Source organism: Flavisolibacter nicotianae, assembly GCF_003628535.1.
GTDB lineage: Bacteria > Bacteroidota > Bacteroidia > Chitinophagales > Chitinophagaceae > Flavisolibacter > Flavisolibacter nicotianae.
Map to the genome: position 1 here is coordinate 390694 of NZ_RBCI01000003.1, position 23935 is coordinate 414628.

A 23935-nucleotide genomic window follows, 5' to 3' on the forward strand; every position below is an offset into this window, starting at 1 on the left:
TCCGATTAAGAAGGGCCTCACTTATTTAGAGAAGCTGCAGGCCGTAAGCCGCCGGCTTCATTTAGATTTTGCAAAGTCAAGCTGCAGCGAAAACGTGGTGCATTGGCTTGCAGCCAGTCGCTGTAAGTTTGCAGCTTATTTAATCACGCCTGCCATCGTTTTACCAATATCGGCCGGGCTGTGAACGACATGAATGCCGCACTCTTCCATAATCTTCATTTTGGCAGCCGCCGTATCTTCCGCTCCGCCCACAATGGCACCAGCATGACCCATGCGGCGTCCGGGAGGGGCTGTTTGACCGGCAATAAAACCAACAACTGGTTTCTGGTTGCCGTCTTCCTTGATCCAGCGGGCCGCTTCGGCTTCCATACCGCCACCAATTTCACCAATCATGACGATGGCATCGGTCTCCGGATCGTTCATGAACAATTCTACAGCTTCCTTGGTTGTAGTTCCAATGATCGGATCTCCACCGATACCCACCGCCGTAGAAATTCCCAGGCCGGCTTTGGCCACCTGGTCGGCTGCCTCGTAGGTAAGTGTTCCGGATTTTGATACGATACCGATACGGCCTTTTTTGAAAACAAAGCCAGGCATGATGCCCACCTTGCACTCGTCGGCCGTAATAACGCCGGGGCAATTCGGACCAATCAGTCGCGTGGTTTTACCTTGCAGATAAGCTTTTACTCGTACCATGTCCTGGACAGGAATGCCTTCGGTTATGCAGACCACGAGGCCCACGCCGGCATCGGCAGCTTCCATAATAGCATCGGCGGCAAATGCCGGCGGCACAAAAATGATGGACACGTTGGCGCCGGTTTCTTTGACGCATTCGGCAACGGTATTGAAAACTTTTCTGTCGAGGTGAATCGTGCCACCTTTACCCGGTGTAACACCGCCCACGACATTGGTTCCGTATTCAATCATTTGCGAAGCATGAAACGTGCCTTCGGTGCCGGTAAAGCCCTGCACCAGTATTTTCGAGTCTTTGTTTACAAGAATGCTCATAACTGATTTTAAGTTGCGCAAAAGTAAAGAAGTTTGGGGTTTTGCGTTTGGAGTTTGGGGTTATTCTTTCATTCAGCCAAACTTTTCAAATGATGCCTGTTTGAAATGTGCAGGGTAATTTTTCGGCAACATGCCAATCCTGAATTCCGGACTCCGAACGCCAAACAGTTCTTTCCTTAACTTTATCCCGCTTAAATTAACCCTACTCAGTATAAAATCAACAACCTAATGGGAATTATCAAAGACAGGTTTAAGGAGAAAGGCGACGCGTTGGCAGCCGAAATCAAAGACCTCCTCAAAGAACACGGAACAAAAAAGATTGGAGAAGTGCAGTTGTCGCAGATCTACCAGGGCATGCGTGGCATGACCGGCCTGGTGACAGAGACATCGCTTCTAGATGCGCAGGAAGGTATTCGTTTCCGCGGCTATTCCATTCCGGAATTACGGGAAAAGCTGCCGAAGGCGGACCGTGGTTCCGAGCCGCTGCCCGAAGGCCTTTTTTACCTGATGCTGATCGGTGAACTGCCCACAGAAGCCGACGTGCAATCGATCACCGATGTATGGCAGCGCCGCAGCCATGTTCCGAACCATGTCTTTGCAACCATTGAGGCCCTGCCCGTATCGTCTCACCCAATGACACAGTTTGTGACGGCGGTGATGGCACTTCAAACGGAAAGCCAGTTTGCCAAGCGCTACGCGGCCGGCATGAGCAAAAAAGAATACTGGGATGCCGTGTTCGACGACAGCATGGACCTGATTGCCCGCCTGCCCCGGGTGGCTGCTTATATCTACCGCCGCAAGTACAAGGGGGGCGTGCACATTCAGCCCGATGGCCTGCTCGACTGGGCCGGTAATTTTGCACACATGATGGGCTTTGAGAACGACAGTTTCAAAGAGCTCATGCGTCTATACATGACTATCCATGCCGACCATGAAGGCGGTAACGTATCTGCACATACGACCCACCTGGTTGGTTCTGCCTTAAGCGATCCTTATTTGAGTTATGCGGCTGGCATGAATGGTCTTGCCGGCCCGCTGCACGGACTGGCCAACCAGGAAGTGATCAAGTGGATATTCGAAATGCGGGAAGAACTGGGCACCGAATTGCCAACCCAGGAACAAATTGTCGAGTATGTAAAGAAAACCCTGGCTGCCGGTAAAGTGGTTCCGGGCTACGGACATGCCGTCTTGCGTAAAACCGATCCGCGCTTTACCGCGCAAATGGAGTTTGGTAAAAAGCACATGCCCGATGACTCGCTGGTCCAAACTGTTTGGAATGTTTACGAAGCCGTGCCGCCGATCCTGCAGTCGCTCGGCAAGATCAAAAACCCCTGGCCCAACGTGGATGCACACAGTGGTGCCTTGCTTGTTCACTACGGCATGGTGGAATACGAATTTTATACGGTGCTCTTTGCCGTCAGCCGTGCATTGGGCGTGCTGACCAGCCTTTGCTGGGACAGGGTCCTGGGCTTCCCGCTCGAACGTCCGAAATCTGTTACAACAGCGTTGGTAAAAAAGTGGATTAAAGGCGAAGACGAGATCTGGGGAGAATAGCCCCTCGATCCCCAAAAGCCTCCCCAAACCCCTCCAGGGAGGGGCTTTCCATCGCACAGACCCTTGCTTTTGCACGATACTTCAAGCCTTCATCATTTTTGATGGAGGCTTTTTGCTGCCGTTTGGCGTCCTCGTCAACGGCTTTTCTTTGCCCCGGAGGGGCATCCTGTTAATAGAAAACGAATCGTAAGTAGAACAAAGCTCCGAAGGAGCGATATATTTTTTATGGTGCCAGCAACAGAATAGCCATGAAGCTTCCGTTGCACAGCTTATCCTGACGAAGGATGGGCTCTGTTCAACGTTTGGAACATAGGGCGGCAAAAAAGAATTCCATCCCTTCAAGGGATGGAATTCTTCGAAATAGTAAATCATCTTGCCCAAGCGGGCCTTGTTCCTGGAATTTCCCTCTCCTTGAGGCGAGGGCCGGAGTGAGGTGTATCTTTGCGCCATGCATTACGTGTCAGCAGAGAATTTGAGTAAGTCGTACGGTGTAAAACCCCTCTTTCAAAACATTTCCTTTCACATTTCCGAAGGTGATAAGATTGCGCTGGTAGCTCGCAACGGTTCAGGCAAATCAACCTTGCTCAAGATCATTGCCGGTCAGGAAACGGCAGAGACAGGAAAGATCTGGATCAACAAAGACGTGGACCTTGCCTTTTTTGAACAGGAGCCAAAACTGGATGAGGCAGCCACCACGCTGGATAACATCTTTCACGTTGCCCACCCGGTGTTAGCGGCCATCAAAGCATACGAAGAATTGCTGGATGAAGAAGAAGATACGGCAGAATACCACCAAAAGTTCAGCGATGCCATGATCAAAATGGACGACATGGGCGCTTGGGATTTTGAAGCCAAGGTGCAACAAATTCTAAGCAAGCTAAAGGTGCACAACCTGCACCAGCAAGTCGCAACCCTTAGCGGCGGTCAGCGCAAACGTATTGCCCTTGCCCGGACGCTGATTGATATTGGCTTTGAACACAAGCACGTGTTGCTGGTGATGGATGAACCGACCAACCACCTGGATGTGGAAATGGTGGAATGGCTGGAACATTATCTCAACAAAGAAAACGTTACCCTGATACTGGTCACCCACGACCGTTACTTTTTAGACAATGTGTGCAACGAGATCTGGGAGATGGATGAAAGCCTGTATGTACACAAAGGCGATTATCAAAATTTTCTGGAAAAGAAAGCAGCCCGTGAGGAGGCCGAAGCGGCTAGCATTGGCAAAGCCAGGAATCAGTACCGCAAGGAACTGGAATGGATGCGCAAGCAACCAAAAGCAAGAACGACAAAATCAAAAAGCCGCCAGGATAATTTTTACGAAATAGAAAAAAAAGCAAAGCAGCAGTTGGTGGATCAGCAGGTGCAATTGCAAAGCAAAATGAGCCGGCTGGGCGGCAAGATCGTGGAGATGAAAAAGGTGTACAAAAGCTTTGGCGAAAAGGTCATTTTAAAAGGCTTTGACTACGCGTTTAAAAAAGGCGAACGCCTGGGCATCGTGGGAAAGAACGGCGCCGGCAAATCCACCTTCATCAATATTCTTCAGCAGTTGGAGCCTGCCGACAGCGGCAAGATCAATGTTGGCGACACGGTTGTTTTTGGCAACTATTCGCAAACGGGTTTGCAGGTAAAAGAAGACATGCGGGTGATTGAATATGTAAAGAACATTGCCGAGAATTTTCCGCTGGCCGATGGGTCGAGCATGAGTGCCGCACAATTTCTTGAACTCTTTCTTTTCCCCCCGGAGCAGCAATACACCTATATCAGCCGCTTGAGCGGCGGCGAAAAAAGGCGCCTGCATTTGCTCACCATTTTATTTCGCAATCCCAATTTTTTAATACTGGATGAGCCGACAAACGACCTGGACCTGCCAACGCTTTCGGTGCTCGAAAGTTTCCTGCTTGACTTCCCGGGATGCCTTTTGATTGTGAGCCACGACCGCTATTTTATGGACCGCCTCGTTGATCACCTTTTCGTGTTTGAAGGCGAAGGCCGGATCAGGGATTTCCCCGGTAACTACACCCAATACCGTGAGTGGCAAAAGCAACAGGAAGCCTTGCCGGAAGAAGTGAAAAAAGAGCTGCCTGCTGTACATGCGATGGAAGAAAAACCGGTACCGTCAAAAAAGAAATTAAGCTTTAAAGAGCAACGTGAATTTGAAGTCCTGGAAAAGGAAATAAAGCAACTGGAAGCTGAGCGGGATGAGTTGACCACGCAGCTTTCTGATGGCGCATTGCCTTTTGAAAACGTGCAAAAAATATCGGAGCGTATCACCGCCATTAATCAACTGGTTGATGAAAAAGAAATGCGCTGGCTGGAACTAAGCGAGGTACAATAAACTACGCACTATTCTCCCAGACCTGGAGGTTTCAAAAAACCTCCAGGTCTGGAAAGTCTGAATGAGAACCGGTGATGTGACCTGTCACATCACCCCAATTTTCAGGATAAAAACCTGACAACATGCAAAAGAAAATCTCCCTCAAGGTGCTGCCGTCGGAGGCAGCCGATCCGGCAAAACTCACGACCCTTTTTGCACAAGCCTGTGCTGTTGCGCCATCACGCCTTACGGGCTATAGCGTTCTCAAACAATCGATCGATGCCCGCAGTCGCCGGCAGGTGTGGGTACAGGTAACAGCCGAAGTCTTTGTTGACGAACCGTTCCCGGAACGCCAACTGCCGACACTGCAACTGCAGGATGTGCACCATGCAGAACGACAGGTCATCGTGATTGGTGCAGGTCCGGCCGGACTGTTTGCTGCGTTGCGGTTCCTTGAACTGGGCATAAAACCCATCGTCCTCGAAAGAGGGAAAGACGTTCGTGCACGCCGCCGCGACCTGGCCGCCATCAACAAAGAAGGCGTGATGAATCCGGAAAGCAACTACTGCTTTGGTGAAGGCGGTGCCGGCACCTACAGCGATGGAAAATTGTACACCCGCAGCACCAAGCGTGGCGACGTGGCCAAAGTACTGAACACACTGGTGCAATTTGGAGCCGATGAAAAGATCGTCTATGAAGCACATCCGCACATTGGCACGAACAAGTTGCCCCACATCATCACGGCTATCCGCGAGAAGATTCTTGAATGTGGCGGCGAGGTCCGCTTTCAAAGCAAGGTCACGGATTTTCTTCTTGACGGAGACACGGCAAAAGGTGTTGTTGTAAATGGCGGGGAAAATGTACATGCCGAGGCGATTGTTTTGGCCACTGGTCATTCGGCACGGGACATTTTTCACTTGCTGCATCAAAAACAAATCGACATCCATTTCAAGCCCTTTGCGCTGGGCGTTCGCATCGAACACCCGCAAAGCATCATCGATACGATTCAATACCATTGCCCGACGAGAGGAGAGTACCTGCCGCCGGCTTCGTATAGCGTGGTGGAGCAGGTGAATGGCAAAGGCGTGTTTTCGTTTTGCATGTGCCCCGGCGGCATTATTGCGCCGGCAGCAACGGCCGAAGGTGAAGTGGTGGTAAACGGCTGGTCGCCGTCGAAGCGAAATAACCCTTTTGCCAACAGCGGCATCGTGGTGACCGTGGATGAAACGAATATCGCGGCTTATCAAAAACACGGCCCCCTGGCCGGTATGTATTTTCAGCAATCCATCGAACAGAAGGCCTTTGCGGCAGGCGGGGGAAAGTTGGTGGCACCGGCGCAGCGCATGGTGGATTTTGCCAACAATAAAATCTCTTCTTCGCTGCCTGCATGCAGTTACCTGCCCGGTATCCACTCCATCTCATTGAAAAACGTATTGCCGCCATTCGTTCACCAGTCCTTGCAAACGGCATTCAAAGAATGGGGCAAACGCATGCCCGGGTATTTTACCAACGAGGCTGTTGTTGTGGCCACCGAGTCGCGAACTTCATCACCGGTGCGAATCCCGAGAGGAGAGGATTTGCAACATCCGCAAATTAAAAATCTTTATCCCTGTGGCGAAGGCGCCGGTTATGCGGGCGGGATTGTCAGTGCGGCGATGGATGGCGAACGGGTGGCCAATGCCATTCATGCGAGAAGATGATTCGCCTGCTCTTTTGTAACCGGAAAAGGATTGATCACCGCAACGCAATGCGTTTGGTGCTGTATAACGAACCTTCAAAATGAAGCGACAGGCCGTAAAGCGATATCGAACGTTTCTACTGTCATCTCTCATCCGTCAACTAACCAACCGTCGCAAAAGATGATTGGCCAAAAGAATGTTCCCGGTTTACTCTTCCGTATTGCCTGCACCCTTTTTGGAAAGCAGCAGGCCGTTTTTCAGGAGGCTATTCTTGCGGTAAGCCTTTACCTCTTCCTGTAGTTTTTCCTGGGCTGCCGTATCCCATTTCTGGTTGAGAAGGTTGGTGAGGTCCGGGCGCCCCGCGTCCACCCAGCAGGTGTACCAAAAATCGGCCACCAGGTTGGCCGCCCGGATAGCCTGCCTGTTGATGCTGGGTTGCAGACGTTGGGCATAGGCCAGTGCAAAATTCCGGCTGTAGGAACGGACGTCTCGGCCATTGCGTTTTTGATAACGGTATTTGGCGGAGTCGGTAAATGTTTTGCTCAGGTCACGTTCGGTTTCCAGCACGGAAGGCACCAGCGCAAAAGATTGCCGCACCGCCTTCCAAACTGCCTTTTCGGGGTATTTTAAATAGCTGGCTTTTTTGCCGGCTTTCAGGTTGAATTCTTCAAGCGTCAGTTCCGGCACCATGCTTTCCCACAGTGCGTGCAATCCTTTTTGATTTGTCAACTGACCGTCGTAGTTCATGCTGGTGTGCAGCGGCACATGTGCATCTTCGATGTAGTGTGCCATGTCGGTTGCGTAGAACAGGATACTATCCTTTTGACCGTGTCGGAAAGCATTGGTGAGGCGGTCTTTCATCACCATGATCCAGTAGGGAACATAGCCGTATTTCAGCAGCGTGTCTTTTGTGTAGCGGGCAACGGCCGCTTCCCAGTTCTGCGGCATTTTGTGCGCTGCGTCTGCGCCATAAGCCTCGAAGTCAATAAAATGTTTGGAGGCCTCGGTAGGGTCGCTGTTGCGCCGCTCGTCGGGACGAACCGAAAATCGGACAATGGCCTCCCTGTTCTGGTAAAAGAAAGGCTGCAGGGCAGCGGGCAACTGGTAAATGGCAAGCTGGCTGATGCTGCGGTGCATTAAAAATCCCCAACTGCTACACAGGGCCAGCAGGACAATTAAAACGACAGACACAACACGGTTTTTCAAAAACGTCATGGAGGAAATTTTTGCAAAGGTGCAGGAAAATAAAAAGCATTGCCGGCAGTAGAGCATCGCACTCTTTGTACCGGAAATGCTTTGGTTGAATAAATCGTTTCGGAGTCCTTATTTGAAAATGCTGTTCAGCAAGCCGGCCAGCCGCACGCCGCCTTTCAGAAGCCGTTCGTTCACGGTACCGATATGGTGAAAATTGTACTCGTAGCCAAGCCGCTGGTCTTTTTCCGTGATCTCGGGATACAGTTGCTCGGAGATGGCGTAGGACTCGGCAATCCACGCCGTCACCGGTTGTTTTTGCCATGCCTGCCGCTGCGGCGCTGTTGTGTGATTGATAGCGGCTGCATATTCGGTATAACTCAATTGCTGGTAGTTGACCAAACCTTCATCCCAAACCGAATGCAGATTCGAGGGTGCGTTGAACCACATGACCCGTACACGGTTTCCGCCCAGGTCTTCTTTGCGGCCGGTGTGCATCGGTTGGTGCACATCGCCCACAAAATGCACCAGCAGGCGCAGGTACATCCGCTTCTGTTCGAGCGGGAGGCTTTTGTTTTTCAGTTCCTTTACCAAAAAGTTGATGCGGGTGTAAACGTCGGTTACAGTATCCGTTTTCAGGTAGGCGAGAACCTGTGCTTCGGAAAGGCCTTTTTCCAGGTTGACATAGTGCCAGGGACTCAGGTAGTTGAACGTCGTGTCGGATTTGATAAAATCGGCCCAGTTGCTGCCGATGGCCAGCGACTCGGTTCCCAGGATTTTTTGGATCTCGGCCCGTGCTTTCGACGTGAGGTAAGAGTCTGCAATTTCACCAACGATGCGGTGACCCAGCATACCCCAGGCCATGGCAAAGAACGGTACGGCGAAAAAGAAACAGCACAATGCAATTTTTCTGATTGTTTTTATCATGTGAAAAGATGGTTTAGAAAGCAGGTCCAAAAATAGGCCGGCAGGAGTTGACTCCCAATATTTTGCTGTTTCGCATTTGCTTCGTCGGTATTGGGATGGACAAACAACCCGTTTGTCAAAAAAAGAGGAGGCTTGTAGGCAGAAAGATGTAATCTTGATGGTCAAAAATTTTCGACCAAAACCTGTAGCATGAACAACCTGTTGGAAGCCCGCAACCTGAAAAAATACTTCGCTACCCAAAAAGCCGTCGATGATATTTCGTTTTCCGTAGCACCGGGAAGCATCTTCGGCCTGCTCGGGCCAAATGGTGCCGGCAAGACCACACTGATCCGCATGATCACCGGTATTTTTTTTCCCGACAGCGGCGACATACTCTTCGAAGGCAAACCATTCGATGCCCTGAAAGACGTGGAACGCATTGGCTACATGCCGGAGGAAAGAGGCCTGTACAAAAAAATGAAGATCGGCGAGCAGGCCCTTTACCTTGCTCAACTCAAAGGGCTTTCGCACAGTGACGCCACCCGACTGATCCGGCAATGGTTTGTGAAACTGGAAATGGAAAGCTGGTGGAATAAAAAAGTGGAAGACCTCTCGAAAGGGATGAGCCAGAAACTGCAGTTTGTGACCACCGTGGTACACAATCCAAAACTGATTATCCTGGACGAGCCCTTTAGCGGCCTGGACCCGGTAAACAGTAACGTGATCAAAGACGAGATCTTTAACCTGGCAAAAAACGGTGCGACAATTCTCTTCAGCACACACCGGATGGAACAGGTAGAAGAGATCTGCGATCACATTGTCCTGGTGAACAAAGGCAAAAAAATCCTGGATGCCACGGTAAAAGAAGCAAGGCAGCAATTCAAGGAAGGTTTGTTCCGGATTGGCTTTGATGGCGAACCGATCGTCCCGGATCACCCGTCCTATTCCGTCATCAAGAAAGAAGAACAATCCGTCGTTGTGAAGATTGCGGAAGGCTATACCTCCAACACTGTCTTGACAGCCCTGCTGCAGGAAGGCGGCGCGATCACATCGTATAATGAGATCCTGCCTTCGCTGAACGATATATTCATTGAGTTGGTGGAAGGCACACCGGCTACCCGTCAATTCCAAAACCTTACTGCATAAACTGACCCGTCATGAACAAATCCCTGCTCATTATAAAACGCGAATACCTGACCCGCGTTCGCAAAAAGACATTCATCATTTCTACCATCATGTTCCCGTTGCTCTACCTCCTGCTTATTTTCGGAACGGGCTACATCGCCAAAAAAACATCCAAGCAACTGCGGGTTGCCGTCATCGATTCTTCGGGTCTTTTTGACAAACGGACCGTGGCCGAAAGCAACCTGCGGGACAGTTCTTCCTACCTCGAATACGTGACGGCCAATCAGGATAGTGTGAAGCAGCATTTTTCCTCCATGGGATTTGATGGCTACGTGGTCATCCCGGCAACGGATTGGCGGAGTGAAGAACATAAAGTGGTGCTGCGGACCGACAAAACGCACGGCATTCAATCTATTGTGGGGGTGCAGAACAAACTCAATAGCATCTGGAACAATCTCAAATACCAAAAACTGGGAATTGACGAACAGACAAGGGCAACGCTCGACCGCAACCGCATCAGCCTCGAGGAGGAAAACCTGCAGGACAAGGGTGCCAATGCCGGTATTGCCAGTGGCGTTGGGTATATCTGTGCCTTCCTGATCTATTTCATCCTGCTCATTTACGGTTCGCAGGTAATGATGGGTGTGATGGAGGAGAAAACCAACCGCATTGCGGAAGTGATGGTCTCCTCGGTGCGTCCCTTCCAGTTAATGCTGGGCAAGATCATAGGGATCAGCCTGGTGGCGCTGACGCAATTCCTGTTGTGGATCGTTTTTGCTTTTGTGATCTTTAATATCACCAAGGCATCAGGTGCCGGCAGCAACGCCGTTTCGGGCATAGTGGCAAGTGCGCAGGACATTTTTACCCGCATCAACATTCCGCTTGTTCTGTTTTGCTTTGGCTTCTACCTGCTCGGTGGCTTCTTTTTTTATTCGTCGCTCTATGCCGCTATCGGCAGTGCTGTAAACGAAGACATGCGGGAAGCGCAGTCGCTGGCTTTCCCTGTTACCATGCTGGTTATTTTTTCCATTGCCATCATGACTGCTGCCGTTAGCGACCCGACCGGCGACCTGGCTTTCTGGGGCAGCATCATTCCGTTCAGCTCACCCATTGTGATGATGGCCCGCGTTCCCTTTGGCGTGCCGGGAACAGTACCCTGGTGGCAACTGGCCCTGTCCATGGTTTTGCTGATCGCGGGCTTTGTGCTCACCACCTGGTTCGCCGGTAAAATTTACCGTACGGGAATCCTGATGTACGGGAAAAAGCCGAGTTGGAAAGAAATGGCCAAATGGGCTTTTAAAAGGAGCTAAGTGGCCTCCCCAAACCCCTGCAGGGAAAGGCCCCCTCGATCCCCCAAGGGGGAAGTGGCCCGGCACAGACAATTGCTTTTGCACGATACTTCAAAGCCTTCGTCAGTCATGCTGGTGGAGGCTTTTTGCTGCCGTTTGGCGTCTCCGCCGACGGCTTTTCTTTTGCCCCGAAGGGGCATCCTGTTTATAGAAGAGTGAACAAAGCTCCGACGGAGCGGAATATTTTTTTGGTGCCAGCAACAGAATATCGATGAAGCTCCCGTTGCGTCGCACTCTTCAGCGTTGGGGAATTCTCTTCGGCACTTTTCATTCACCGATTTCTTCCCGTCTATTTTTCTCAGTCCAATAGGACGATAATATTTGCTCTCGTTATCCGCAGCACCACTAGCGCTGTCGTTAAAGGGAAGGAGAGTGCGGTGAACCTTGCGTATTTTAGAACCGGGGAAGACAGCCTTTTCCTTCAACCTTACCATGCTTCAACGCTCCACGATTCAATTGCTGCGCTTTCATTTTTCGCTCTTCCTGTTGCCCGTTTATCTATTCGCCTTAAGCCAGGCGCCGGTCATCAATGCCTTCAACGCGGTTCTTTCATTTTGCATACTCCACCTGCTGGTTTATCCTTCCAGCAATGGCTACAATTCCTATATGGACAGGGATGAAACGCCCATCGGCGGACTCGCTTCGCCCCTCCAGCCAACGAAACAGTTGTTTTATGTTTCCGTTTCGATGGATGTTTTTGCGGTTGTGTTGTCGTTGCTGGTCTCACCGGTCTTTGCAGCGGGTGTATTGCTTTACATTCTTGCCTCCAGAGCCTATAGTTACCGCGGCATCCGCTTGAAAAAATACCCGCTGACCGGCTTTCTCACCGTCTTTGTTTTCCAGGGTGCGCTCATTTTTTTGCTGACCTACCATGCGGTGACAGGATTGACAATCTCGCAGGTACCGCTGCTGCCGCTTTTTTTAGCCAGTTTGCTTATTGGCGCTTTGTATCCGCTGACGCAGGTCTACCAGCATGAGGAAGACCGGCGGGATGGTGTAACCACGATCAGTTATTTGCTGGGTAAAAGAGGGACGTTCGTGTTCAGTATGCTGCTGTTCCTCCTCGCTACAGTTGGGATGTACCGGCTTTTTACGCTGCAGGACAAGCCCAACTTTTTTTGGCTTTACGTGTTCTGTCTTCTGCCTGTGGTCCTATTTTTTCTGTATTGGATGGGCAGGGTTTGGCGGGATGAAAAGGCGGCAGATTTCAAAAACAGCTTACGCATGAATCTTCTCTCTACTCTTTGCACCACGGCATTTTTCGCGACCCTAATTGTCCTTAACCATTGAGTAAAATTATTTCCATAGGAACGGCCGTGCCGGCACATTGTCACCGGCAGGCGGACATTCTTTCCTTCATGCAGCATGTATTTGCACTGAACGAAAAGGAGGCCCGAAAACTGCGTTTCCTTTACAGCCAATCGGGCATTGCGCAGCGCTTTTCTGTTTTGCCGGATTATTCGCGGCCACTACCGGAATGGAAATTTTATTCCCCAACCGAAAGCCTGGAACCTTTTCCCTCGCTGGAGCAACGCATGGCCGTTTACCATAAGCAGGCGCCACTGCTTTCCGTCGATGCCATCCGGGATTGCCTGTCGCACCTTCATCACCACAAAAACATCACCCACCTCATTACGGTAAGCTGTACCGGCATGAGCGCACCCGGGCTTGACCTGCAGGTAATGGAGCTGATGGATTTTGAAAAAACAATTTTTCGCACCTCGGTCAATTTCATGGGTTGCTATGCTGCCATCCATGCATTGAAGTTGGCCGATGCGATTTGCAAAAGCGATCAGGAGGCTCAGGTACTGATTGTGTGCACAGAGCTCTGCACGCTGCATTTTCAACGGGAACCAACAACGGATAACATGGTATCGTCTATGCTGTTTGGCGACGGTGCGGCTGCAGCTCTTGTACTGCCCGATACGGCTGCCGAACACGGGCTGACGATTGATTCTTTTTACAGCGAGATCAATCCGAAAGGCCGTCGCGACATGGCATGGGAGCTCTCGTCTTCCGGGTTCTTGATGACCCTGAGCGGGTATGTGCCTGAGCTGATCGAAGAAGATTTTGCCGCCATTGCCCGGCGGGCACTGGCAAAAACCGGTTTGGGTGTTGCAGACGTTTCGCACTGGTGCATCCATCCTGGCGGCCGCCGCATCCTGCAGGCCATTCACAAAAGCCTATCCTTCACCAACGGGCAGTTGCAAGGCTCGTACGACGTGCTGAACGAAGTGGGAAACCTTTCGTCGGCCACGATCTTGTTCGTGCTGAAAAGGATGCTTCATCAAAAGAAAATTCCTAACCTGTTTGGTGCGGCATTTGGCCCGGGGCTGACCGTCGAAACCTTTACCGCCCACGCTTAAGGCATTCGGCAACGGGCAAAAGGAGAAGCGCATTTTGCTGTAAAAGAAATTAACTTGTCTGTTGCAACGAGTCAATTGCCAATTGATGCCCATGCCATCGTTCAGGAAAAGAACCTACCAGAAAGAACTTCTCGACGGAGATGATATCTCGTTTGCCGATATCAGGCGGAACATGCAGGAGCTGGACTTCATTAACCGCAGGCTGGGCGGTCACGACATTACACTCGACGGTATTGTAGCACTGATCAAGGACAATGCAATTTTCAACAAGCGGCTGCGCATCGTTGAAATTGGTTGCGGGGGTGGCGATAACCTTCGTGCCATCAAGGAATGGGCGACGCACATCAAGTTGCCGGTGGCATTGACAGGCATTGATTATAACGCAGAATGCATCGCGTTTGCACAGGAGCAAAAGCGCAACGAAGGAATCCTGTTTATTCATTCCGATTACCGGTTGGTGAAACTGGCACCACGACCGGATATTGTTTTTTCTTCTCTGTTCTGCCATCACTTTACCGACGAGGAGTTGGTGCAGCAACTCAAATGGATGGCAGGCAACAGCGAAGTCGGGTTTTTTATCAATGACCTTCACCGGCACCCGCTGGCGTATTATTCCATCAGGTTTCTGACGGCCTTGTTCTCGAAAAGTTACCTGGTGAGGAATGATGCACCGCTTTCCGTGCGCAGGGGATTCAGCCGGAAGGACTGGGAACGTATTTTTTCTGCTGCACAAATTTCAGGCTATCGCTGTCAATGGCGATGGGCCTTCCGTTGGTTGTTAACCTGCGAATCCCATGGAGCATTTTCCTGAATACGATGTTGCAATTATCGGTGGCGGCCTCGCAGGCCTGGCCGCTGCAATCCTCCTGCGCAGGAAGGGCCATAGCGTTGTGTTGCTCGAAAAGGAAACCTACCCGTTTCATAAAGTTTGCGGTGAGTACATTAGTTGGGAAAGCCGCGATTTTTTGCAGTCTCTTGGCCTGCCGTTGCAGGAGTGGAATCTACCTACCATCGACATACTAAAGCTAACGGCTGCAAGCGGCCGCGTATTCACCACCCGGTTGCCCCTGGGAGGGTTTGGCGTCAGCCGTTACCGTTTGGATAGTGCCCTGGCAGATCTTGCTGAAAGAGAAGGCGTGCACCTGTTGCAAAATACAAAAGCGGACGGCTTTGAGCAGGGCGAACGATTCACGGTTTCGTTCCGTCAGCATAAGATCAATGCACGGCTTTGCCTGGCAGCCTATGGAAAGCGCAGCAATCTCGATGTGAAATGGAACCGTCCCTTTTTACAGCAACAAAACAAGCGATTGAACAACTTCGTGGGCATTAAGTATCACGTTCAAACTTCATGGCCATCCAATGTCATCGGACTCCACAATTTTGAAAATGGTTATTGCGGTATTTCCAAAATCGAAAACGATACTTATTGCCTATGTTACATGACAAGGGCCGAAAACCTGAAACAGAACGGCAATAACATCGAAGCGATGCAGCAAAAGGTCCTGTACCAAAATCCGCATCTGAAGAAAATTTTTGAATCCAGTGCTGTTGTGCGGGGTTTCCCCGTTTCCATTTCTCAGATCAGTTTTGCGCAAAAATCAACGGTGGAAAATGGCGTGCTGATGCTGGGCGACACAGCCGGCATGATCACGCCGCTTTGCGGCAACGGAATGAGCATAGCACTGCATACGGCAAAGATTGCAACCACTCTCGGCGACGCATTTTTGCAGCAGCAGCTCTCCCGTACCGAACTGGAGAAAAACTACACGAAGGCGTGGGACGTGCAATTTGCCCGGCGGCTTCAGGCCGGGCGGCTGCTGCAGCGCTTTTTTGGCAGCAACAGGCTAAGCAATGGGTTTGTTCATGCCTTCCGGCTTGCACCGTTTTTGGCCGCCCCTGTTATCCGCCTGACACACGGCAAACCGTTTTAAGGCACAGCCTTTGTACTTTCAACCGAATTATGGAAACAAAAAAAACATTGGTATTGGGGGCATCGGCAAATCCATCAAGATACAGTTACCTGGCGATGAACCGGCTGAAGGCAGGCAGGCACCCGGTGGTGGCCGTTGGCAGAAAGGATACGGAGGTGGCCGGTATTTCCATATCTAAAACACCTGTGGCGGAAGAAGGGGTAGACACCGTAACGCTTTACCTGAATCCAACGCACCAGCAGGAGTATTACGATTATATTCTCAGCCTGAATCCCAAACGCATCATCTTTAACCCGGGTACGGAAAATCCCGAATTGATGAAGATGGCTGAAGAAAAGGGCATTGAGCCGGTCGTGGCCTGCACGCTGGTTATGCTGGCAACCGGCCAGTATTGATTCGGTATCATATGGCCTTCATGGTGGCTTAAATCAAAGGGGAAACAAGTTTAGCCTCGTCTTTTTCAGCGCCGTTCCTGCAGGAACGGCGCTGTTCGTAAAGGATACAGGAGTGTTCCGATGCCTCATTCTGTTTTCTACGATAACCGATTTCGTGATTGTACGAAGGGCATTTCCTTTTGGCTTTTGTACTTTTTCTCGATTTTCGGAAAACCTCTCCGAATACTTTGAAACAGTGCAAATTTTTCGAAATATTGCAATGCGTACCAATTGAACAACCGAGCAGTTAACCACTGCGCCAAATCAGTATCCAATCGTATGAAAAAGCAAAAATCCTGCGCCGTACTGGCGTTATTGACGCTTTGCTTTGTGCAGGCCTCTGCACAGGAGCCCATCCTTCGCCAAAACAATTTCCGCAACGACAAGACGAAAATCTTTGCCGACCTGCCCGAAAAAATGCCCCTTCGCATCGCCGATGCCGAAAGTCTTTTGGACCTGCCTGTCGGCACCCGGGTCAACGCAACACTGGCCACCGGTTTTCCCGTCGTCGGAGCAGTGGTGAGCAAATCAAATCCTGCCGATCCCAACGTTAAAAGTGTCGTCATCCGCACCAACCGACAGGGAGCCGTTTTTACGTTTACCCGCATTACAGCGGCTAACGGCACGATGTCCTATATCGGTCGCATGCTCGACAAGTCCGGCGGTGATGCCCTGGAAATTGCCAAAGAAGGACAGGGGTATGTCATTCGCAAAAAAAGTATCAATGAACTGGTAAACGAATAACCAGCACGTTTTTCAATCCATCCTACGCAAACACTAATCCGATCCAAACAACGCATGAAAAACATTTTTACTCTCCTGTGCGCAATCCTCTTGCTTTGCATCTCACAGGCAACCTTCGCCCAGGTACCCAAACTCAGTAGCTATAAAGACTCCATTGCAACCATCTTTATCGATTTTGACGGCCAGACAGTAGACGGCACCAGCTGGAATGGCGACGGCCCGATCGTGTGTAATTCTGCCAACCTTAACGCAACGCAGATGACCGAAATTTTCAACCGGGTTTCGGAAGACTACCGTCCGTTTAATGTCAATGTAACGACCGACTCTACGAAATACTGGAATGCACCGGCTACGCAGCGTATGCGGGTGATCCTGACCACGTCGTCCTCCTGGTTTGGCAGTGCCGGTGGCGTTTCCTTCAACAACTCCTTTACATGGGGCGACAATACACCGTGCTTTGTGTTTACAGCCCTGCTGAACTACAATGTCAAGTTTATTGCAGAAGCCACCTCGCATGAAGTTGGTCACACACTGGGGCTTAACCACCAGTCAAAATACGATTCTTCCTGTAACAAGACCTCCGAGTACAACCCTGGAAGCGGCTCCTCCACGACAAATTTTGGCTGGGCGCCAATCATGGGGGTCGGTTATTACCAAAACCAAACCTTGTGGCATTACGGCAGCAATCCATTTGGCTGCAGCTATATGCAGGACGACCTGGGTGTCATTACCGGGAGCAATGGCTTTGGGTATAGAAAAGATGATCATGGCAATACCAGTTCGACCGCAACGACGGCAACTTTTACCAACAACCAGTTTGCTGTCAAGGGTATTATTGAAAGCCCGGAAGATGCCGACCTGATAAAATTCACGGTCGCCTCGAAGAATCGTTTCCAGTTGAGCGCACTGCCGTTCAGCATTGGCGCGGACGATGCGGGAGCCGACGTTGATATGCAGGTTTCCCTGCTCAACAGCAAACAGACCGACTCAATTGTATACAACCCTGCAACGAAACTGAGCGCCAGCATCGATACGGTTTTGGATGCCGGAACCTATTACCTGCGGGTAAAAGGCACAGGCAATGCCTATGCGCCTGGCTTCGCAAGCCTTGGTTCGTACACCCTGAACGGTTCCCTTGTGCAAACCACCTTGCCCTTGCACCGACTGGAACTGAAAGCGGCAGCAGAAAGCGGCCGTCACAAGCTGGACTGGGAAATCGTTGCCGATGAAAGCGTGGTGCAGCAGGTCGTGGAAACATCAACAGATGGTACCACCTTTAACACGCTGGCCAGCGTTTCGGCAGGTGCACGAACCTTTTGGACCGTGCCCGCCAAGACCAACCGGTCGTACTACCGCATGAACGTGACCTTTGATGATGGCCGCCAGTATTATTCCAACATTGCCGCCCTTCGCAGCAACACGGCCGAAGCCAGGCCGTCGCTTTTGGGCAACGTGGTCTCGGGTAACCTTTCGGTGAACAGCCCTGCAGGTTATTCTTACCTGGTTACAGATCTCAACGGCCGTACCATCGCAAAAGGCCAACTCTCCGCAGGATTAAACAGCATTTCCACGGGCTTTTTAACCAGTGGCCTTTACCTGTTGCGCTTTGCCAATAACCAGCAACAGTATACGGAGAAGTTTATGAAACAGTAGTTATTAACACTTTCGATAATCCGTGCTCTTGGTACCTCGAGGTTTTTCCGTAACTTGGAAAAACCTCGTTTTTTTATGAAGTGGAGAAAATTTAATGGCGAACCTATTAAACTACCCATCACCGCCGCTGTGGAAAGTGCCATCAGGCGAGAAACCGACGCTGGTTACAAGTTGAAAGTTTGCATCGGCACCGACTCCCAGGTGAAAGGCAGCGAAACGGAATTTGCCACCGTCATTGTCTTTTTACGGGAGGGGCATGGAGGCTTCATGTTTATCCATAACGAAAAAACGCTCCAGAGTTATTCTATCAAGGAAAGGATGCTGGTGGAAGTGGCGAAGAGTATAGAGATTGCATACGAATTGTGCAATCTTTTTACTTTATACAATGTGGACATGGAAGTGCATGCCGACATCAACACCAATCCGGCCTTCAAAAGCAACGATGCCCTGAAAGAAGCCATGGGCTATATCCTGGGGATGGGCTTTGCGTTCAAGGCCAAGCCCGAAGCCTTTGCCAGTAGCAGTTGCGCCAATAAGATGGTGAATTAAGGGTTCAGGAGTTCTTCCGTCGCCGTACTAGGACAATGGCCAGTGCGATCAGCAGCGCCACTCCCAAACCGATGCGGAAAAGCCGTTGCCGTTTTTGTTCGTTTTCTCTTTCCTTCATTTCCTTGAGGAAGGCATCCAGGGTTTTTCCATGCGCTTGCACATCCTGCTTTATTCGAACGGCCTTCATGCTGTCCTGCCAGCGCTCAAATTCCGCTCTGACCATTTTTTGAACCGCGGCAGGCGATGAATCATTCATGGATCTAACGGTATCCTGCGCAGGAACGGATGTGGGTGAAAGAAGAAAAGCGAGCAGGAGGAAAAGCAGGGTGCGCAGGTGTTCCATTGCAAAAAAATCAGTAGGAGACAGGAGAGTTGTGTGCGGTGTGGACCGCCTCTTTTTGCTGAATCAATTGAGCGGTCCTGTACAAACGGTCGAGTTTCTTGCTGTCACGTTCGGCCAGCGAAAACACGACCAGCACCAACAAGAAAAGTAAAATTACGAGGCTTTGTTCGATCCCTTTCCGGTTCATACAAATGAAAAAAACAGGTGCAAGATAGAGTGAAATCACTTACACTTTTCCCTTTTTATATTGTTCGTATTCCGCGTTTTGTTCGGCCACATATTTCAGGATACCTTTTTTGCCCAGGTGCTTCACGGCCGATGTGACAAAATAGGGCGGCAAATCTTCCCAGGATTCCCCCAGCTGCTCCAGGAACTTGTCCACATTCCGGGCGGTCTCTTTTTGGGTGCTCTTATCCGCTTTGGTAAACACGATGGCAAAAGGGATTTGCCATTCGCCGAGCTGGTTGATAAAATCCAGGTCGGCTTTCTGCGGCTCGTGGCGACTGTCGATAAGCGAGAACAGGTTGACAAGGTTTTCCCGCTTTTGAATGTACTCCTTGATCATCTTTTGCCAGTTTTTACGCTGGCTTTGGGAGACTTTGGCAAAGCCATAACCGGGAAGGTCCACGAGGTACCATTCCTTCTTATCGCTGCCGGTCACGGTGAAATGATTGATCATTTGCGTTTTGCCCGGGGAAGATGACACCTTGGCAACTTCTTTTTTGTTGCAAAGCATATTGATCAGGGACGATTTGCCGACATTACTGCGACCAATAAACGCATATTCGGGCCTGTCGGGGAGTGGGCATTTGTCTACAGAAGGGCTGCTGATCAAATATGAAGCATGGATAATTTCCATGGCACAAAGATAAGGCCGTGCGATTACCCACCTCGCCCCGGCTATCGCGGCCTCCAAAGGAGGGAGTGGCATCCGCACAGACCCTTGCTTTTGCACGATATAACGAAGCCTTCATCATACATTTTGATGGAGGCTTTTTGCTGCCGTTCGGCGTCCTCACCCACGGTTTTTTCTTTTGCCTCGGAGGGGCACCCTGTTAGTAGAAAGAAAGAACAATCGAGAGAATAAAGCTCTGTAGGAGCGATATGTTTTATGTCACCAGCGACAGAATTTCCATTGAGCTTCTGTTGCGACGCTCCATTCAGCGTTCGGAACGCAGCGGGGCAAAAAAGAGATGCCATCCCTTCAAGGGATGGCATCTCTCTCTATGAAAATGCATCTTGCTTATGCCGGCTTTTGAGCTACTCCTCCTTTAGGATTCAGGGGAATTTCCTGCAGGCGAGTAGAAGAACCACCCTGCGTCATCGCTCTCCCGGTTCGTTTCAACACCCCCCATGTTTGCAGTTCGCCTTTGACGGCACGGCGTATGGCCTTGAATAAAACAAACCACATGAGCCAACGATAAATCAGCCGCTGCGGAATGAGCCAGACCAGCCGTGAAAGCCGCTCGTTCTCCATGCGGAAGGCCACAGCCGCAATCGCTGCATCAAAGAGCATAAATGCAATGTAGTAGGGCAGTATATGAGAGGCGTTGCCGGTGAATAAACCCACCAGCATAAAGAAGTCGGCCAGGGGGATAAAAAAGGGGATCACGTACTGAAACAGCAGGATGTTCGGCATCGCCAGCCATCCGAGCCATCCATACCTCGGATTGAACAAAACATCCTTGTGTTTCCAGAACGTTTGCAGAATGCCAAAGCTCCACCTGAAGCGCTGCTTCAGGAATTGTTTCAGGCCTTCCGGCGCTTCGGTAAAGGCCAGTGCTGCACCTTCGTTGGCCACCCGGTACCCCGAGCGGATGATCCGAACCGTCAGGTCACAGTCCTCTGCCAGCGTATCGGTCGTAAATCCGCCGGCTGTTTTGATAGCCGCTTTGCGAAACGTGCCAATGGCTCCCGGCACCACCGTGATGGCATTGACATTGGCAAAGGCCCGCCGGTCGAAATTCTGGCTGCTGATGTATTCGATCGCCTGCCATTTCGTAAGCAGGTTCACTTCGTTGCCCACCTTTACGTTGCCGGCCACTGCACCCAGGTTTCCTTCGCTATCGTGCAGGAAATGTTTCATCATTTCCGATACAGCCTGCGGATCCAGTTTGGTATCGGCGTCGATACAGACTACAAATTCAGCACTGGTTTGTGCAATCCCGAAATTCAGGGCCGAGGCTTTTCCGCCATTGGGTTTTGTGAACACCTGCACCTTGTCGTGGCCGTCGAAGGCGGCTTTTACTTTTTCGTAGGTCCCATCCTTGCTGCCATCATCCACAAACACGATGTTGAAGTTGGGATAGGTTGTTTTCAGCAAATGTCGTAAAGAGCTGACGGCGTTTACTTCCTCGTTGAAGGCGGGTACGATGATGGAAACGGCCGGATATTCGTCCCGGACCGGGCCGGCCACTGTCGCCGCTTTCTCCCGGTGCCTTTCCTTTAGCGCAAGCACCGCCATCAGGGCGATACGGGCAATGGAAAGGAGGATGAAGATGACAAAAAGCGAGAACAGGATATGGCCGCTCCAGTAGGTGGCTTCAATCAGCACAAGGTTGGCCTGGATCCAGTAATAGCCGCTGCCTTTTGGCACAATGGGCATCACGGCATCTTTGTTTTTACCCAGGTATTCGGCCACGGTCGTGAAAGTGTAGCCGCGTTTTTGAAAATAGTCAATGATGCGGGGAAGTGCTTCGATGGTCGCTTCCCGTGTGTCGCCACCGGCATCGTGCAACAGGATGATGTTTCCGCCCTGGTTGCTGGCTTCGAGTTCTGCTTTGCGGGAAATGACGCGATGGAAAATCGTGTCTGCGCTAACGCCGGGCTGCCAGTCCTCGGGGTCGACGGATTCGCCAATATCGAGGTAGTTTTTGGTGCGGGCCAGCGCTACGGGTTGCAGCTCTTCCCATTTCTGCGGTGTAAAGTCGGCATTGTACGGAGCCCTGAACAAAACCGTTGAGCGGCCGGTGATGCATTCGATCAGCAGGCGGGTAGCTTCCATTTCGATAACGGCCCTGCGCGGACTGATCTCCGCAACGTTCGGGTGCAGGAAGGTGTGGTTGCCGATTTCGTGTCCCTCGCGGTAAATGCGCTTGACGAGGGGAACGTTTTGCTCCATGTTCTTGCCCACCAGGAAAAATGTGGCGGGAACATGTTTCTGCGAAAGAATATCCAGGACGTTGGGCGTCCACGAAGCGTCGGGACCATCGTCAAACGTAAGGACGATCTTTTTGCGGTTACGGGCTGTGTCCTGCTTGTTCCAGCCATAAGCATTCACGACAAACTGCGAGGGCAGGCTTTCGTAAGACTCTTCGCTGATCAGCATTTCGGTTGAATCCTGCTCGGTACGGATAAACCCTTTTGTCGGTGTGCTGACCACATCGAGGACTTCACCCTGCCCGTTGTAGTCCACATCCTCCGTTGACTCGACGGAGTTAAAGGCAGTAAAGTCAAACTGTCTCAGGGCCTGCTTTGACATATCGCGGTTGTAAAAATCCCAGATGCGTGAATCTTCCGAGCCCAGGCGCCAGATGGCCGTGCCGGCAAGATTGCTCTCCGTGGCAAACCGCATGGTATTAAACGTCGTGGCGGCATCAGCAAAATATACGTCGTGGGGCACGTTGTTGTTATCGGAATAGGAAAAGTGGAGGTTATACGTGTCGTTGTCAAATTCGATCGTGCTGTTTTGCTCCTTGGCAACGGTGAGTGCCTGCTGGTACGTGAGCGAACTGGCCTGGCTGTATTGTGGCCAGTCATAGCCATAAGCTGCCACACCAAGAATGATTTTTTCCGACGGCAGGTTTTTCGTGGCTTCGTCAACTGCGGCCTCAATCCATTTCTGGTCGGCGACGGGGCCTGGTCTTGTATTGTCCGAAAACTCGTCGTACGCCATCACAAAAAGGTAATCGTTGTAACGGGCCAGCGCATCGTAGTTGTAATCTTCGTTGAACGGAATGACATCCTGCGAGACGAGCAGGTGGTTGGCATGCAGGCGCAGGTAAAGCTCCCGCTGGAAAGCGATCAGCGGTTCATCGGTCGTTTCCACCAGGTCTTCAAAGTCAATGTTCACGCCGATGAAATGGTTGGCTTTCAGCTGGCGGATCAGGTCATTGATCAGGCGTTCGCGTTTAGCCGGGGTGGTAAAGATGCGGTGCACCGCATCGCCATGAAACACATCCCCCTTGTTGTTGGTGAGCACCGGCATAATGTTCACACCCGATTGCTGCATGATGGCCAGCGCCTGCCGGTCGATGCCGGTTGTCAGGGTATCGGCTACCGGGTCGATGAAGAACCACTCCGGGATGACCAGGTTAAGCTTGTTCACATTTCGTTGCAGCGAGTAATAGGATTGCGGGTCCCAGTCGACAAAGAAGCCGGCGCGGATGTGGCAGGCAGCCGTATTGGATGTGATGTTCCGGAAGTTGGCCGGAAGCATTGCCTGGTAGGGCGCACGGGTTTTTAGCTTGACGTCCCGGTCGTCAATAAATTTCCGGAAGCCGTAGTATTTGCGGGCCAGCTCACTGTTCTTGTACACAAAGCTGGATGTGTCTTTCAGCCGTGTGTACACGTAGTTCTGCAACCGCGGACGGCCGGTGTTTTTGCTGGGTTCGTCGCTTCCCAGCGCCACCACCAGGGCTGCCAGTAAAATGAAGGAAAGAAAAATTAAAATACGGGTTCCCCATTTCACCCGTTGCCAGCGGGTCGCTGTTGAAGACTGAAAAACCTGCCTGTTTTGCATGATTGCTCCTGAATTTTGGACACCCGAAATTCCCGCAACCTT

Annotated in this window: 19 protein-coding genes; 13 read left to right on the forward strand and 6 right to left on the reverse strand. The window is 51.1% G+C overall.

Going from position 1 to position 23935, the window contains the following annotated elements; genetic code table 11:
- Positions 1-135 precede the first annotated feature (135 nt).
- Positions 136-1008, reverse strand: a complete 873-nt coding sequence (sucD, locus tag D6024_RS10100) for a succinate--CoA ligase subunit alpha (protein WP_121354475.1) — start codon at positions 1006-1008, stop codon at positions 136-138.
- 228 nt (positions 1009-1236) lie between these two features.
- Here sucD and D6024_RS10105 point away from each other — a divergent pair, with 228 nt between their 5' ends.
- The 3 genes from D6024_RS10105 (at position 1237) to D6024_RS10115 (ending at position 6582) form a co-directional block, all read left to right on the forward strand.
- Positions 1237-2562 (forward strand): citrate (Si)-synthase, eukaryotic, encoded by a 1326-nt coding sequence (locus tag D6024_RS10105; RefSeq protein ID WP_121354476.1) that lies wholly within the window; start codon positions 1237-1239, stop codon positions 2560-2562.
- A 448-nt stretch (positions 2563-3010) separates the two neighbouring features.
- Entirely contained in the window at positions 3011-4903 is a 1893-nt protein-coding gene (locus tag D6024_RS10110) for an ABC-F family ATP-binding cassette domain-containing protein (protein WP_121354477.1), read from the forward strand.
- A 122-nt stretch (positions 4904-5025) separates the two neighbouring features.
- On the forward strand, positions 5026-6582 hold the full coding sequence (locus D6024_RS10115) for an NAD(P)/FAD-dependent oxidoreductase (RefSeq protein ID WP_121354478.1): 1557 nt from the start codon (positions 5026-5028) through the stop codon (positions 6580-6582).
- A gap of 186 nt (positions 6583-6768) precedes the next feature.
- Here D6024_RS10115 and D6024_RS10120 read toward each other — a convergent pair whose 3' ends face one another.
- The gene (locus D6024_RS10120; RefSeq protein WP_121354479.1) at positions 6769-7776 is read right to left on the reverse strand and encodes a zinc dependent phospholipase C family protein; all 1008 of its coding nucleotides are present in this window, start codon (positions 7774-7776) and stop codon (positions 6769-6771) included.
- A 108-nt stretch (positions 7777-7884) separates the two neighbouring features.
- On the reverse strand, positions 7885-8679 hold the full coding sequence (locus tag D6024_RS10125) for a S1/P1 nuclease (RefSeq protein WP_121354796.1): 795 nt from the start codon (positions 8677-8679) through the stop codon (positions 7885-7887).
- Between the two features lie 189 nt (positions 8680-8868).
- Between D6024_RS10125 and D6024_RS10130 the strand changes: the two genes are divergently transcribed.
- The 10 genes from D6024_RS10130 to D6024_RS10180 all read left to right on the forward strand — a co-directional run bounded on the left by D6024_RS10130 (position 8869) and on the right by D6024_RS10180 (position 18809).
- Positions 8869-9804 (forward strand): ABC transporter ATP-binding protein, encoded by a 936-nt coding sequence (locus tag D6024_RS10130; RefSeq protein WP_121354480.1) that lies wholly within the window; start codon positions 8869-8871, stop codon positions 9802-9804.
- Positions 9805-9815: 11 nt separating this feature from the next.
- On the forward strand, positions 9816-11093 hold the full coding sequence (locus D6024_RS10135; protein WP_121354481.1) for an ABC transporter permease: 1278 nt from the start codon (positions 9816-9818) through the stop codon (positions 11091-11093).
- Between the two features lie 471 nt (positions 11094-11564).
- Positions 11565-12422, forward strand: coding sequence for a UbiA family prenyltransferase (locus tag D6024_RS10145; RefSeq protein WP_121354483.1), 858 nt, complete (start codon positions 11565-11567; stop codon positions 12420-12422).
- Positions 12419-13498 carry a type III polyketide synthase gene (locus D6024_RS10150; protein WP_121354484.1) on the forward strand — a complete coding sequence of 360 codons (1080 nt, stop codon included), beginning with the start codon at positions 12419-12421 and terminating at the stop codon, positions 13496-13498. Before D6024_RS10145 ends, D6024_RS10150 begins: the two co-directional genes overlap by 4 nt.
- A gap of 91 nt (positions 13499-13589) precedes the next feature.
- Positions 13590-14309, forward strand: a complete 720-nt coding sequence (locus D6024_RS10155) for a methyltransferase domain-containing protein (protein WP_121354797.1) — start codon at positions 13590-13592, stop codon at positions 14307-14309.
- A complete protein-coding gene (locus D6024_RS10160) occupies positions 14293-15429 on the forward strand; it encodes an NAD(P)/FAD-dependent oxidoreductase (RefSeq protein ID WP_121354485.1) in 1137 nt (378 codons plus the stop codon). The genes D6024_RS10155 and D6024_RS10160 overlap by 17 nt, the downstream gene beginning before the upstream one ends.
- A gap of 29 nt (positions 15430-15458) precedes the next feature.
- Positions 15459-15824 carry a CoA-binding protein gene (locus tag D6024_RS10165; RefSeq protein ID WP_121354486.1) on the forward strand — a complete coding sequence of 122 codons (366 nt, stop codon included), beginning with the start codon at positions 15459-15461 and terminating at the stop codon, positions 15822-15824.
- A 318-nt stretch (positions 15825-16142) separates the two neighbouring features.
- On the forward strand, positions 16143-16607 hold the full coding sequence (locus D6024_RS10170; RefSeq protein ID WP_121354487.1) for a hypothetical protein: 465 nt from the start codon (positions 16143-16145) through the stop codon (positions 16605-16607).
- Positions 16608-16661: 54 nt separating this feature from the next.
- Positions 16662-18260, forward strand: coding sequence for a zinc-dependent metalloprotease (locus tag D6024_RS10175; protein ID WP_121354488.1), 1599 nt, complete (start codon positions 16662-16664; stop codon positions 18258-18260).
- Between the two features lie 75 nt (positions 18261-18335).
- Complete coding sequence (locus tag D6024_RS10180; protein ID WP_121354489.1) at positions 18336-18809, forward strand: ribonuclease H-like YkuK family protein; 474 nt, start codon at positions 18336-18338, stop codon at positions 18807-18809.
- A gap of 4 nt (positions 18810-18813) precedes the next feature.
- Here the strand turns inward: D6024_RS10180 and D6024_RS10185 are convergent, their stop codons facing one another.
- The 3 genes from D6024_RS10185 to D6024_RS10205 form a co-directional block, all read right to left on the reverse strand.
- Positions 18814-19152 (reverse strand): hypothetical protein, encoded by a 339-nt coding sequence (locus tag D6024_RS10185; protein WP_121354490.1) that lies wholly within the window; start codon positions 19150-19152, stop codon positions 18814-18816.
- Between the two features lie 226 nt (positions 19153-19378).
- Entirely contained in the window at positions 19379-20011 is a 633-nt protein-coding gene (gene yihA, locus D6024_RS10195; RefSeq protein WP_121354798.1) for a ribosome biogenesis GTP-binding protein YihA/YsxC, read from the reverse strand.
- A gap of 384 nt (positions 20012-20395) precedes the next feature.
- On the reverse strand, positions 20396-23893 hold the full coding sequence (locus tag D6024_RS10205) for a polysaccharide deacetylase family protein (protein ID WP_121354493.1): 3498 nt from the start codon (positions 23891-23893) through the stop codon (positions 20396-20398).
- Positions 23894-23935 lie beyond the last annotated feature (42 nt).

What these genes read in the sequence shown, in the direction of transcription:
- D6024_RS10120 (WP_121354479.1), bottom strand. Translation starts at nt 7,776, where the DNA reads ATGACGTTTTTGAAAAACCGTGTTGTGTCTGTCGTTTTAATTGTCCTG.
- D6024_RS10145 (WP_121354483.1), top strand. Translation starts at nt 11,565, where the DNA reads ATGCTTCAACGCTCCACGATTCAATTGCTGCGCTTTCATTTTTCGCTC.
- D6024_RS10205 (WP_121354493.1), bottom strand. Translation starts at nt 23,893, where the DNA reads ATGCAAAACAGGCAGGTTTTTCAGTCTTCAACAGCGACCCGCTGGCAA.
- D6024_RS10170 (WP_121354487.1), top strand. Translation starts at nt 16,143, where the DNA reads ATGAAAAAGCAAAAATCCTGCGCCGTACTGGCGTTATTGACGCTTTGC.
- D6024_RS10155 (WP_121354797.1), top strand. Translation starts at nt 13,590, where the DNA reads ATGCCATCGTTCAGGAAAAGAACCTACCAGAAAGAACTTCTCGACGGA.
- D6024_RS10115 (WP_121354478.1), top strand. Translation starts at nt 5,026, where the DNA reads ATGCAAAAGAAAATCTCCCTCAAGGTGCTGCCGTCGGAGGCAGCCGAT.
- D6024_RS10130 (WP_121354480.1), top strand. Translation starts at nt 8,869, where the DNA reads ATGAACAACCTGTTGGAAGCCCGCAACCTGAAAAAATACTTCGCTACC.
- D6024_RS10180 (WP_121354489.1), top strand. Translation starts at nt 18,336, where the DNA reads ATGAAGTGGAGAAAATTTAATGGCGAACCTATTAAACTACCCATCACC.
- D6024_RS10175 (WP_121354488.1), top strand. Translation starts at nt 16,662, where the DNA reads ATGAAAAACATTTTTACTCTCCTGTGCGCAATCCTCTTGCTTTGCATC.
- D6024_RS10110 (WP_121354477.1), top strand. Translation starts at nt 3,011, where the DNA reads ATGCATTACGTGTCAGCAGAGAATTTGAGTAAGTCGTACGGTGTAAAA.
- yihA (WP_121354798.1), bottom strand. Translation starts at nt 20,011, where the DNA reads ATGGAAATTATCCATGCTTCATATTTGATCAGCAGCCCTTCTGTAGAC.
- D6024_RS10105 (WP_121354476.1), top strand. Translation starts at nt 1,237, where the DNA reads ATGGGAATTATCAAAGACAGGTTTAAGGAGAAAGGCGACGCGTTGGCA.
- D6024_RS10185 (WP_121354490.1), bottom strand. Translation starts at nt 19,152, where the DNA reads ATGGAACACCTGCGCACCCTGCTTTTCCTCCTGCTCGCTTTTCTTCTT.
- D6024_RS10125 (WP_121354796.1), bottom strand. Translation starts at nt 8,679, where the DNA reads ATGATAAAAACAATCAGAAAAATTGCATTGTGCTGTTTCTTTTTCGCC.
- sucD (WP_121354475.1), bottom strand. Translation starts at nt 1,008, where the DNA reads ATGAGCATTCTTGTAAACAAAGACTCGAAAATACTGGTGCAGGGCTTT.
- D6024_RS10160 (WP_121354485.1), top strand. Translation starts at nt 14,293, where the DNA reads ATGGAGCATTTTCCTGAATACGATGTTGCAATTATCGGTGGCGGCCTC.
- D6024_RS10165 (WP_121354486.1), top strand. Translation starts at nt 15,459, where the DNA reads ATGGAAACAAAAAAAACATTGGTATTGGGGGCATCGGCAAATCCATCA.
- D6024_RS10135 (WP_121354481.1), top strand. Translation starts at nt 9,816, where the DNA reads ATGAACAAATCCCTGCTCATTATAAAACGCGAATACCTGACCCGCGTT.